General features: G+C 52.6%; 9 protein-coding genes. 6 read left to right on the forward strand and 3 right to left on the reverse strand.

The features are described from left to right. Window positions 1–69 precede the first annotated feature (69 nt). Window positions 70–1,704, reverse strand: coding sequence for an AAA family ATPase (locus tag HUU59_08890; GenBank protein NUO19548.1), 1,635 nt, complete (start codon window positions 1,702–1,704; stop codon window positions 70–72). A gap of 81 nt (window positions 1,705–1,785) precedes the next feature. Between HUU59_08890 and HUU59_08895 the strand changes: the two genes are divergently transcribed. The 6 genes from HUU59_08895 to HUU59_08920 are packed head-to-tail and all read left to right on the forward strand — an operon-like array spanning window position 1,786 to window position 11,274. Next, window positions 1,786–3,687 carry a hypothetical protein gene (locus HUU59_08895; GenBank protein ID NUO19549.1) on the forward strand — a complete coding sequence of 634 codons (1,902 nt, stop codon included), beginning with the start codon at window positions 1,786–1,788 and terminating at the stop codon, window positions 3,685–3,687. Then, window positions 3,684–4,604 (forward strand): ROK family protein, encoded by a 921-nt coding sequence (locus HUU59_08900; protein ID NUO19550.1) that lies wholly within the window; start codon window positions 3,684–3,686, stop codon window positions 4,602–4,604. Before HUU59_08895 ends, HUU59_08900 begins: the two co-directional genes overlap by 4 nt. A gap of 11 nt (window positions 4,605–4,615) precedes the next feature. Continuing rightward, the gene (locus HUU59_08905; GenBank protein NUO19551.1) at window positions 4,616–5,011 is read left to right on the forward strand and encodes a hypothetical protein; all 396 of its coding nucleotides are present in this window, start codon (window positions 4,616–4,618) and stop codon (window positions 5,009–5,011) included. Between the two features lie 41 nt (window positions 5,012–5,052). Next, window positions 5,053–7,167: a DUF1926 domain-containing protein gene (locus tag HUU59_08910; protein ID NUO19552.1), complete on the forward strand. Its 2,115-nt coding sequence runs from the start codon at window positions 5,053–5,055 to the stop codon at window positions 7,165–7,167. 5 nt (window positions 7,168–7,172) lie between these two features. Beyond that, the gene (locus tag HUU59_08915; GenBank protein ID NUO19553.1) at window positions 7,173–9,842 is read left to right on the forward strand and encodes an LPS-assembly protein LptD; all 2,670 of its coding nucleotides are present in this window, start codon (window positions 7,173–7,175) and stop codon (window positions 9,840–9,842) included. A gap of 1 nt (window position 9,843) precedes the next feature. Beyond that, window positions 9,844–11,274: a glycosyltransferase family 39 protein gene (locus HUU59_08920; protein ID NUO19554.1), complete on the forward strand. Its 1,431-nt coding sequence runs from the start codon at window positions 9,844–9,846 to the stop codon at window positions 11,272–11,274. On the opposite strand, the gene HUU59_08925 is transcribed toward HUU59_08920, so the two are convergent. Together HUU59_08925 and HUU59_08930 are read right to left on the reverse strand one after the other, a co-directional pair. After that, a complete protein-coding gene (locus HUU59_08925) occupies window positions 11,237–12,601 on the reverse strand; it encodes an FAD-dependent oxidoreductase (GenBank protein ID NUO19555.1) in 1,365 nt (454 codons plus the stop codon). The two genes, HUU59_08920 and HUU59_08925, sit on opposite strands and share 38 nt — an antisense overlap. A gap of 123 nt (window positions 12,602–12,724) precedes the next feature. Beyond that, on the reverse strand, window positions 12,725–13,024 hold the full coding sequence (locus HUU59_08930; protein NUO19556.1) for an RNA-binding protein: 300 nt from the start codon (window positions 13,022–13,024) through the stop codon (window positions 12,725–12,727). Window positions 13,025–13,191: the final 167 nt, after the last annotated feature.

A 13,191-nucleotide genomic window follows, 5' to 3' on the forward strand; every position in this document is an offset into this window, starting at 1 on the left:
CCTTGCCAAGCAAAAGCCCCAAGCCAGTGCTTGAGGCTTTCCAGACATATTTGTCGAAATCCGCGCAGATTACCCTTCGCCACGTTCCACATATGCTTTCTTGATCATGGCATCAAGATACTGTTCGGGAGCGGCCAAAACTTCAGGCGTCACCTCGAGATTCTGTCGACCTGCAAGCTTCAATCCGTATTCGTAGTTGGTGAACATCTGCTGCAATTTGAACACAAGCTGGACAGGATCCTTATCAAGATGGTTTCGAATCCACTGCTGGGAAGCCGGCGGAATCTCAAGTATCAAGCCATGTTTCTCCAGAAAACTCCGTTGGAATGTGTTCACGGCATCTGTTATCAGCAAATCCTCGGCATTTCGTTGCGGATTCTCAATGAGGTCTACCGTTACCATCAACTTGCGGATAGTCGAGGAAGGCAGCAGCTTCTCAAATTTAATGAGTGCTCGTTCAACGATTGAGGTCAATCCCCGAGCCCCTATTCCCAAGGCGTGCGCACGACGCGCTATTTCACGCAAAGCTTCATCGTTGAAATCGAGCTCTATTCCATAGGCCGCGAAGTCGCGCTTCTTGCCTTGTATAACCGCCGAGTGCGGATTGCGCAGGACGTCGTAGAGAGCTTCCTCGCTCAAGTCGGTCAGCTGCGCCACAACCGGCAACCGCCCGACGAATTCGGATTCAAATCCGTACTGCATCAAGTCCGTCGTGTTTGCGCGCCGAATCAGTTCAGCATCGGCCGTGGGAATCTCCGTCGCACGGGAAAATCCCATCGTACCTTTCGCAAGCCTGCGACGTATAATATCGGGAAGACCAGCAAACGCTCCAGACATGATAAACAGCATGTTTTTGGTCGAGACTTTCTTGCGCACTGCTTTGCCACGCCTCTGTGTTTCCATGACTGCTTCCATCTGGCTGGCAAGATCGTGCGGTGTCCGCATGTCCACGTCTGTGTCTTCCATGAGCTTCAACAACGCACGTTGTACTCCCGTGCGAGAAACGTCCGGTCCGACCATGTTTCCAGCCGCGGCAATCTTGTCTATCTCGTCCACATAGATAATGCCAAATTCGGCCAACGAAATGTCTCCTCCAGCCTCGCGGACAAGGTCGCGAACGAGGTCATCCACATCGCCGCCCACGTAACCTGTTTCTGAGAATTTCGTTGCATCTCCCTTTACGAAAGGCACGCCAAGCTTCTCGGCAATGAGCTTGACGATATATGTCTTACCGACGCCTGTCGGACCAATCATCAGTATGTTGGATTTGATACGGCCAACCGAGGGTTCATCGGACGGGTGCTCAATTTCCCATTTGCGGCGATGAAAGTGTGTACAAATCTTCGTCGCCAGTATCTCTACCGCTTCGTCCTGATGAACGACATATTGCTTCAGGTAGGCTTCAAGTTCTGTCGGCCGGAGGCTGAAATCTATTCCGTCTAGACTTGATCCCCGCGGCTTTGTCTCTGTTCCCTCGTGGGGTACGTTAAGATCGTAGTCGGCGACGGCAACATTTTCGCCATAGCGCTCCTTGAGGAACTCGCCGATTTCTTCCCGAATCTTATCGGGGTTTGGAGGAGTTTTGGTCATATAGTCTGATTGATTTGAAATCCGGGAGGAGTATTCCTTGCCGGCATGTTCACCTTGAACCTCAAGCTGACAGCCGTTGTTCCAGCAACTCTTGAAAATATAAGCATCCGCCAACCAAATTGCGAATTTCCGGTGATGACGGAGGAGGCATATTGTTCTTGCACCTGTTTAGCTCGTTTTGTATCTTCTAAATCTATGCAAAAACAGCATCTGCATCTGCTTCTACTGATTTTCAGCTGTTATCTCTGGGGAGGCTGCGGTGAACCGGCGCTACAGCAGTTGAACCCTTATTTGCATGGCAAACAAGAGTTAACCATCGTTCTGCCCGATTCCGGGATAGGAGTCAGCCTGATTCGCGGCTGGGATTTCCTGCCTTTGTCTGATGTCGGCGAAAACGAAGGGCGGCTTAGAATTCTGACTCCCGACAGGAAGCTGATTCATCTTGATTGGTACACTGGCAACAGTGACAGACCCATCCTGTTTTCGTCTCCTGTGAGGCTGGTCAATGGCCTGTCGATGGCCAATATGGGTCTTGGAGTCAGTATTGTCGTACTTGCCGCGGAGGATGGCTGCAGTATAGAGTGCAGGTTTACCGGAGATGCAAGTCTCAATGTCAAGGCAAGAGTCGGCATCGACGTTACCGGTGTGAAACAGCGAGGACTTGCGGCCTTGGAAGAGACATGGACTGCGACCAAGACTGGCATGGACATCGCACTGCCGTGGGGCGACCATTGGAAGCTTCAGGCAGCGAATGACTTTACGCCGCTGCCGCGCTCATCGTCTGAAATCGCGGCTGAAGTTGATTTCGGAAGCACACGACACCGCAGTTTTACGCTTCATTGGTCGCCGCTGCCGAGCCGTCGGGGTGAGCGCGGTCTGGACATTGATACTGAACTGATTTCCAATGATCAGGCGCTCGCTTTTCTGATTGCTTCAATTCCGCCGGTTCACGAAGTAATACCTGAACCTGCTTCGGAACTTGAACACGCGGCGGAATTGACACGGGCACAATGGTTAGTACACGCCGAGTTTTCACCGCAGTATCTGGCACGGATGTCGGAGCCAAATGAACAGGTTCATTTGCTCACCTACGGATTGGCCGCCTATCAAGCGATGTATGATTGGGGAACGGTTGACGGGAACGAGCTGCTGGCGAAAGAACCGCTGCTCGATGCGGCCATGAGCCGTATTGACACAACCTCGCGGGAGATCGAGCGTGGCGCAACTATAGAAGACCGACTGCGCGAGGCCACGCTGTGGACATTCGCAGAGGAAAACCTTGCCACTGACCGCGCAAACATTCGCAAGGTGTATCGTGAGCAGGCCGTGACGGCGCTGGACGACGCGCAAGATGAGTTGAAGCGCCGAGTACGATTGTGGAGAAGAGAAAACTCCGCACAACGTAAAGACACACTTGCACTTTACGAGACTTTCGTCGGCGGCGATTCAACGGCGAAGTCAAAAGTAAAGGAGATTTTTGTCGCACCGGATACGGTTGCCATATTGAGAATAGCAGGCAGAGGGAGCTTGGGATGGCTAACTGAAGTCAGTCCGGATTGGCATGCAGTCGCCAATCTACCATGGCCTTTGGAAATGGATCGGTTGCGCTACCGGTTTTCGGAAAATGTCAGGACCCGGCTCTCTGATCACTGGGACATAACCCAGCGAACCATGCTTGATATTTTCCATCCGGGCGTTTTTCCACAGCCACTCTTCGGCGACGAACCGGTGAATTCGGCAGCCGCGGAAGTTGAGACAGTTGTCGAGGCTTACCTCGGAATTCGACCCCAATGGAGAAAACGAAGCATTACGTTTGATCCGCGGCTTCCACAGGGATGGGGCCGCACGAGGGCAAGGGTGCCGTTTGCCGAAGGTGAACTCTACGTGGACTACGATTTTGCCAATAATCGTGTCTGGCTTGCCGCGACGGGATTGAAGGAAGTATTTACATGCCAGATTTACGTACCCACTCCCAGCGGTGCAATCTCAGGGCAATTCAAGTTTGAGCCCGGTGACTCGCCGAAGCTGATTACATTGGTTGTTGAAGACGATAACAAATACCGGCTGCGCTTTGAGAGCGACGGCCTTCCTGAATGAACTCTACACGGCTCGCTCTCGGCATTGATATCGGCGGCACCAATTTGAAAGTTGGCCTGGTCACCGAAACCGGAAAACTGATTGACAAGGAAACCACTCCGACTCCGAGGCCGCGTGACTTGAGCGCTGTGGTCAGCGCTCTTCACGTCGTTGTGAAATCACTTTGCGAAAAGCACGCTGCACGACCTGAAGGAGCCGGAATTGGCGCACCCGGAGTTGTCGATGAGTCCATGCAAACGGTTCTGTGGGCACCCAATTTCAACGATTGGCTGGGGAAACCTATTCGCCAGAAGATTTCTGAGGCCATCGGCGTTCCGGCAGTCATGGATAATGACGTAAACAACTTTGCCGTAGGAGAACATCGCTGGGGTGCCGCACGCAACTTCAAGCATTTCGCCGCGTGTGCCATGGGCACAGGATTAGGCGGCGCGATTTTCATTGACGGCAAACTCTATCGCGGTGCGCGCGGCGCTGCCGGAGAAATGGGGTTCACAATTATCGCTCCAGAAGGACCTGCGATTCTCGACCGCCAAGGTGTCGTAGAGGCATTTGTCGGACGGACTGCGTTCGACCGGCTTGTGGATGAACGCTTCAAGACCGGTGAATTTCCGACACCCCGCCGGATTACTGAGCTGGCCGCACAAGGTGAACCGCGAGCAAGGGAGATTCACGATATTCTCGCCCGGCAGCTGTCTGAAGCGGCCGCAACATGGGTCCACCTGCTAAATCCGGAAGCTATCATCATCGGCGGCGGGACGACTCACCAGGCCGAGTACTTCTTCGATCGTTTCAAATACCATTTACGGAAACGTGCGCTTCCGCCGCATACGGAGCTTCTGAAAATTCTGCCCGGCCAACTCGGCTACTATGCCGGGATGCTCGGTGCAGCCGCACTTTGGTTTGAACAGTCTTTATAATGGAGTCCAGCATGGTACGCGCGGTGCTTTGCTCACTGGTGCTTTCACTAATTGTGATCGGGTGTGACAAGAAAGATGATGACGAACAGGTCGGACCGGTTTGGATCCTGAATGTGACCGTTCGTGACGGAGCATTCCCTAACAGGGAAATTCCGGAATGCGCACATGTGAAATGGAAGTATCGAGATGAAACCGAAGATCGCGATGCGGCATGCCGCAATTCAAACAACTTTGTCAAGGTTTGGGACAAGATTACGGAAGATGTGACCATCTACTATCGCGTTGAGTGTGCCGGCTATTCTCCTTCGGTCGAAGAACGCGCCGATTTTTCCTACGCGCTTGTTGACACTCTTGCCGACGGCCAAGAAGTCATCCTGAACCGAGTCGTTTATATCTACCCCGAGTAACTATTCCCCTGCCGCAATTTCTCACTTAACTCCGCTTACTCGTGTCAAAAGTCTATCTTTGCTTAGAACTGCATAATCATCAGCCCATCGGCAACTTCGACCATGTGATTGCCGAGGCCTATGAAAAGAGCTATAAACCATTTCTTCAAACTCTGATTGATTTCCCACAAATCCGTCTTAGTCTGCATACTTCAGGCTGCTTGCTTGAGTGGTGCGAGAAGAATCTAAAGGAATATCTCGATTTGATCGGGAAGCTCCACGACCGCGGACAAATAGAATTAATCGGCGGTGCATTCTATGAGCCGGTGCTCGCGGCCATTCCGCGCGAAGATGCGATTGAACACTTCGACCGCATGAACGCCTATTTGATGAAGAGATTCGGTGCAAAACCCCGTGGCGCATGGCTGCCTGAGCGGGTTTGGGAACCGCATTTCGCCGGACTGCTTGTGGAAGCCGGTGTAGAGTACATATCTATGGATGACGACCTGTTTCTCGCCGCTGGACATTTGCCTGAAGAGCTGAACGGGTACTACATCACAGAATCACACAATGGTCCGCTGGCAATGTTCCCGAATCATCAAGCGCTGCGATATGCAATTCCGTTCCGGGAACCGGAAGCAACTTTTGATTACATCTTTGAGCAATCAGACGGACGTCCTGATTCGCTGTTTCTGATGGGCGACGACGGTGAAAAGTTCGGACTCTGGCCGCGCACGTACAGGCCGATTTATGAAGACGGGTGGTTGAAGAGGTTCTTTCAGGCCTTGGCAGACCACAGCGACACAGTTGAACTCTTGACAATGGCAGAGGCTCGCGACAGGATAAAGCCGCTTGGGCGCACATACTTGCCGACAGGTTCCTACTTTGAAATGGGGGAATGGACTCTTCCGACTGCTGCACGCAAGAAATTCGTGCATTTCGTCCATGAGCTAAAGGAGCGCGAAGACTGGCCGCAAGTCCGGCCGTTTGTGCAAGGAGGTTTTTGGCGTGGATTCATGAGAAAGTACCCGGAGGCGAATTATCTGCAGAAGAAAATGCTGCGAGTTTCCCGCAAGTTTCATTCGCTGTCGAATCGCAAGTCCAATCCAGAGTATCAGACTCAGGTGCTGCGAGGCCAATGTAATTGCCCGTATTGGCACGGCGTGTTCGGTGGATTGTACTTGCCGCATTTGCGTCACGCTGTCTGGAAAGAGCTGATTCAGGGGGAATTCACAATTGACAACTTGCTTCACCGTGGCCGGAAGTGGACGGAAGTGCATCAAGTCGATCATGATATGGACGGCCGTAGCGAGTTTTTGATTGAAAATGCATACATGAACGCGTATCTCGCCCCTCATAAAGGCGGATCGCTGTTCGAATGGGATTTTCGACCCCGCGGATATAATGTTCTCAATACTCTGACGCGCCGGGAAGAGCCCTATCATTCCGATGTCGCCCGCGCTACTGTCGCCGACCCGGAAGATGACTCTGCCGTCGAGTCCATTCACGACCTTGTCTTGAAGAAGGAAGAGGGACTCGAGAATCTCGTCACTAATGACAAATGGCCGCGACAATCACTGTTGGACCATTTTCACGGTTTTGACGGCACAATCGACCAGTTCCGCAGCGGAGTCTTGGCAGATTACGGCGATTTTCTTCTCGGTGAGTATGAGCTGCTTGAAATGTTTCCAGACGGGGTCACGCTGTCAAGAACGGGCAAACTCGGTACCTTGCCGGTCCGCGTTACAAAGACTGTTCGAGTCGCCTCTGCCCGGGCGGAAGTATCGGTTGACTACTCGGTCAGCAATCTCTCTACGCACGAGATGCACGGACCGTTTGGTGTGGAGTGGAACTTCGCTCTTATGGCACCGAATTCCGGGAAGCATAGCTTTACAATTCCGGGTACGGATTTCGTCAAACGTCCGTTGCGTGAAACAATGGAACATCATAACGTTTCAAATGTTCACTTTGCAGATGAACACGAGGGTCTGGCTGTCCGAATTGAGAACAGCGTGCCGGCGCGATTGTGGCGGACCCCCATTGAAAGCGTATCACTGTCCGAGGGCGGGTTTGAACGCGTATTTCAATCTGTCGCCACTCTCTATTCATGGGAGCTCCGCCTTGGTCCGGGTGAAGTTTGGCGCGTTAAGTTTCTGGCGGAGCTTGCCGACCGCTAAAGCCCGTGGCATTTCTTGTTCTCCTGTTCACGTTCGCAGCCGGGCTCCTGATTGCTCAAGAGACTCTTCCAGACACAGCTGTGTCTGTTCGCAACGACGGCGTTGATACGGTAATAACATACAGCGCCGATGCAATTGACTTTGACATCCTAACGCGCTCCACGGTTCTTGAAGGCAACGCGCGTATCGAGTACAAAGATATGGTGCTCACGGCGGAACGGATTTCTCTGAACTGGGATGAGCAGACGATGATCGCTACGTCACGGATGGATACGCTCTACACCGACAGCACAATGGCGGTCGTCGATACTGTCATTGAAGTCGGCAAGCCGCATTTCAAACAAGGATCTGAAGAATTCACCGGCGACGAAATTGCGTACAATCTGAAAAGCAAGATCGGCCGCGTCAAAGGCGGCAGGACCGTCTATCAAGACGGTTCTTACTACGGCGAACAGTTCAAACGATTGTCAGACGATGTATTAAGCGTGCGGCATGGTGAGTTCACGACATGTGAGCTTGACACACCGCATTATCATTTCGGTGCTGACATTCTGAAGATTGAAGTCGGTGAACGTGTTGTCGCGAAACCCGTTTATCTATATTTCGCCGATGTGCCCGTACTGGCTCTGCCCTACGGAGTGTTTCCCATTCAGAAAGGACGCACCAGCGGCTTCATCACTCCGGTTTTCGGTGAATCAGCAGCGAACGGCCGGTTCCTGCGCAATATCGGATACTACTGGGCAATGTCCGACTACATGGATATCCTTGGAACTTTCGATTACTATGAAGAAAAAGGTATGTTGGGAGGTGCCGGATTCCGTTATGCAAAGAGATATCGGATCAACGGTAATGTGGATTATGACTTTGACCTGCAGCGCAGCGGCAATGCGAGAACCCGCCGCTGGCAAGTCGCCGCAAACCATACTCAGACAATTGACCAGACAACTCGCTTCGGCTTGAGCGGATCTTATGTGTCGGATGCAAGCTACAGACGCGATATCGGCTCCGTAAATGACCAGCTGAACCAATCCGTGAGATCCAACGCGACATTGTCAAAATCGTGGATGAATTCTCCGTGGAGCGCCAGCGTTAACGCCAGCTTCACTCAAAATATCGAGCGCAAGACATGGAGCGCGAACGCTCCTGCCGTGCGATTCACACACAAACAAGGTCGCCTCTTCCCCGCCCGGAAAGCGCCGCGCGGAGTTCGATTTGCATCGGCACCTAAAGAGACTGTCGAGCCGTGGTATCGTGTTTTTACGTGGACATATTCAGCATCCTACTCAAACGACTTCAATTATCCGAAATTTCCGGTTGAGATCGGTCTCAGACCTGATTCGACCGATCTCGACCGCTATACCACGATTTACGGAACAGACAGCAGCATCGTCCGTCAGCGCGATGGACTTGGTCACCAAGGTGGGCTATCCGCCACCGCACGACTGCTGCGCTATTTAAATCTGAATCCTTCCCTGGACTGGCAGCATGTTTGGACCCGCAAAACCGTCAGATACGTCCCTGATGGGGACACGTTCAGCCGGGCCGACGAAGAAGGGTTTTTCACCCGCACGACATTTGACATTGGAGCTTCAGCTTCGACAAAGCTATATGGCATGGCGAGACATCCGTTTGGCATCCGCGCACAATTTAGGCACGTGATGACTCCAACCGTGTCGTTTCGTTATCGACCGGACTTCGCTGATGAAGCATGGGGATACTTTGAATCCGCGAAATTGGATAATGGACGTGAACTGAGATATGACCGCTTTCGAGCCGCGGATCAAAGCGGCGTGGTCGGCGGAACACCCGAAGGATTGTCGCAAGCCATGTCTTTCTCTCTCGGTAATCTGTTCCAAATGAAGCATGGCGACGCCGAGGCAGGAACGGAGAAGAAGTTTGACCTCCTAAGCGCGAATTTTTCGACCGGTGTCGATTTCAAACGGGATTCTCTGAAATGGAACGACCTAAGTTCCAGTTTCCGCACGAGCCTGCCGGGAAGACTTGTTGGTCCGATCGAAGGCGTCGGCCTTGATCTATCCACCGTGCATTCGCTTTATCAGCACTCGAATTCGCGCAAGATTGATGAGTTTTTTTGGGAACGCGACGATGCGAAGTGGTACGCCCCGATAGAACTCCTGAGTGCGAGCGGAAGTGTGGATTTTTCAATTGGTGCTGAACGCTTCGGTGACCTGTTCAGTTTCCGGACCGCGCCGATGCAAGAGGCTCCAATTGACACGATGAACACTGAATCCGACCTCCCTCTGAATGCCAGCCGCGCTTTAGAGGACAGAGGCCCAGACCTTCCTCCGTTGCCTGAAGCCCAATCCGAGGATATGCGCACCTTTTTTGACATGCCAATCCGTATGAGATTCAACTTGCGGCACGCGGTCAACTATCTCACTCAGTCGAAGACTTCGACGCTGGGTTCAAATTTCGACGCTCAGTTGACGCCACGCTGGTCTGCAACTGTTAATTACTACTTTGACCTTGAAAGAAAGCTCCCGCAAAATGCCGGTGTTACCATCACGCGGGACCTTCATTGCTGGGAGGCAAGTTTGAACTGGTCTCCACTCGGATACAGTCCCGGTTATTATCTGAGAATCGGGCTTAAGTCTCCCCAGCTACGTGATGTTAAGATAGAGCGAAATAACGGCGGTAATCTGCGCGGTTACTGATGTGATTCGTAGATATCTTTCAAATGAAGAACGCGCCGTCAGTTTCTTACTGATCGGCGCGTTTCTATTGCGGTTATACACCTTGAGCTCCGAAAGCCTGTGGCTGGATGAAGCGTTGATGAATTTTCGCATTGGCAATGGTTTTCGAAGCCTCCTGACCGATTGGGATAGTCATCGACAGGGACCCGCTTATCCAATACTAATGAGAGTCTGGACAGTTTTGTTTGGAACCTCCGAGTTTGCGCTGCGCCTTCCCTCAGTCGTGTTCGGTACACTTGCCGTGCATGCCTTGTGGCTTATTGTCAGACGAATTGCCGACTCACGCGCCGCGTTCTTGACCGCTTTATTCGCCGCGTCCAACCCCTTCCTGATCTACTTCTCACAGGAGGCCCGGCCATACGCGTTCTGGCTATGGTTGATTGCTCTGTCGCACTTCTTTCTTCTCAAGTGTGCAAGTGAACCGAGCCGCCTGTCCAAGATCGGATACGTACTGACAACAATAGGTGCTTTGTATTCTCATCCGTACGGCCCCTTTGTCATTCTGTCGCAACTCATCTTGCTTGGCCCTCTGAGCCGTGATGCGCTTCGAGCAATGAGACGGCCGGCCGTGTGGATCCTTGCAGCGTACCTGCCGATGGCGGCAGTGTTTGCGGGTACTTTTGTACGCAAGATCTCGAATCCCGGAATAGCCGGGGGATGGCTGACTCGGCCGACACTGAACATGTTCGCCGAGACGACTGAAGAGTATTTCTTTTGGCAGCCTCTTGAATGGACTGTGCTCGCTATCGTATTGGTCGGAATCGCAGCAAACCGAAAGCGATTGAGACAGATGCTCTTTCCCGCCGCACTGCTGACCAGCTTTGTGGTTGTGCCTTGGCTGGTGTCACAACTTGTGCCTGTCTATTCACCGCGTTATTCTCAGCCAGCGCTGCTTGGAGTCCTCGCATTTGCAGGATGGACTGTTGCCCAACAAAAAAGGCCGCTGCAGTTCATCACTGCCGGCCTTATCCTTGGATTCACACTGCTACCGCTTTACAATCTGTACACGAAGCTCGACAAAGACCCGTGGCGACAGACCGTTTCGATGCTCTCCTCTGAATTCAAAGCGGGCAACCGACTAGTCGTGTTCCCGTTCTATGCTGAGCATCCGCTCAGATATTATCTCGAAATTGACAGGCAAAACATCGCACTGCCGCGAACGGTTTCGGACTTGTCAAAATCATTGCCTGATTCAGGTACAGTGTGGTTTGTGTCCGCTAAATACTCGAGAACAGATTCGCTTGACGCCGAGTTTCGTAATCTGCTCTCAGCACGAGGTCAACAGACGTTTCAAGAGTCTTTTCCTGAAAAGAAGGACGTCAATCCCTTCGTTTTTCAGCTCCATCCCATCACCCTTACCCGCTATGAACTCTTTGTAAAGTCAGATCGGTAGCTGCTTCAGTCTGCATCAGCTTCGCGAGTTCTTTTCCCTGCCTTAGCAGGTCGTGCACATGTGTGTATTCAAACCGGCCTGTCCTGCCCACCACATATAGATTCACAAAGCGCTGCAGATAGCGCCGGAGCTCGTCCAGTTTCTCATGAATTCCGATTTCGAGCACAGGATAGGCCCGCCGCAGCCTGTGCACTTTCCCTCCAATCACGTCGTCGCCCCGAATCAAACCGGCTCTTTCCAACTCTCTGGTTACGTTGCCGATAAGGTCGGTGTCATTTTCAACCCAGATTGGCTGGTCAGCAAAACAAGGGATTTCCACGACAGCACAAGTCTGACTCGGCGGAGCAAGCTCGATTGAACGATTCTTCGGCTCATAAAGTCGCGTAAACGGAACATCCTCGGATGGAAAGTAGATTGAAGCGTTTCGCGAAACTTGAGTTCGGTTCAGGAAGAGCGCTGTCAATATCAGATCTCGGAATTTCATGCCCTCCGCAATTTCAATCAGCTGCCGCGGCGGAGCCGGGTCAAGCAGTCGCAGCAGAACCGATTGCGGAAGCGAACTTACTACTCGCTTCGGCCGTGCAGACTCATGACCTTCGCATTCTATCAATTGAATTGTCGTACCGTCGTGCCGAAGTTTTGTCACGCGAGTCGACAGCCGGATATTCTCCTTTCCGATGCTTGCAGCCAGCCGCTCCGCGATTTGACCGTAACCTTGCCGCGGATAGTAGAACGAACCGTCAAGATGTTCTGTCTTCTCCTGCTTGCCCCGCAGGAGTTCATAGAGCATCGTTCGTGCACTTAACCCTTTGAGCCTGCCTCCGCTGACTTCCGGCATCAGTTTTTGCGCCGGCACCCCCCACAATTTCTCCGAGTAACCTATCAGGAATGCGTCCGCAATTGTCTTGCCGTACTTGCGATACGCCTTCGCGGCAAAATTCCACTCATCTCTTTTCGATCTGCGCAGGCGCGCAAATGCAAAGTCAGCCCCGGCTCGAACGAATGTCCCGATGCCGATTCGCCGTGCCACGTTCACCGGAGAGAGCGGGAAATCCAGGTAGCGGCCGTTCCAATATATTTGACTGGGTGCGTGAACCTTGATTAGCTCATTCCCCATCAAGTCCTGAATGTCTGCAGTAATTTCGGCATCCTTGTCATGAAACCGGTGTGCCCCGGTGTCGTACCTGAACGGACCGTGGCAAAAAGTTCGAGCGAATCCGCCATATTCCCGTTCGGCTTCGAGCACCGTTACGGCACAGCCAATTCGCGTCATGTAGTACCCTGCCGCAAGGCCGGCGGGACCAGCTCCAAGAATGTAAGTTATCACTGTTTGTGGCAGTTTCTGGTGTGAAACAAATTTCACACCATTAGAATCATGCACTTTCGTTCACAAACAAAATGCCCACGCTCACGCATGGGCCTGATTTTCATGTCCAATTCCGTTCCCCGGTTACTGCTGTTCGGGGCTCTCGCGGCGCGGACGGCGCTCCCTGAAGTTCCCCTCAGGGCGCGGTTGCGCCTCGTTCACCCTCAGAGTTCTGCCGCCTAATGTCGCTCCGTTCATCGCGGCAATCGCAGCATCTGCGCCGGCATCATCCATCTCAACAAAGCCAAACCCGCGCGGCCGACCTGTGTCCCTGTCCATAATCATTGCGACATTCAGAACTTCACCGTGGGCTCCAAACGCCTCACGAACCGATTCTTCCGTGGCGCTAAACGGAAGATTCCCTACGTATAGCCTTTTGGCCATGTCCGACGCTCCCTCTCGACCGCCCCTTGACAACTTGCTTACCAGTAATCCCCAGCCAATTGAAGCCAGAACACCTGCATCCCAACTATCGAAACGAGGGGGGCGAACCAAAACGTCACGACAAGGCCAGATTTGCTCCAAACTTCGCCCGCACAATCTAAACTGCA

This window comes from bacterium (assembly GCA_013360195.1).
Classification (GTDB): domain Bacteria; phylum Electryoneota; class RPQS01; order RPQS01; family RPQS01; genus JABWCQ01.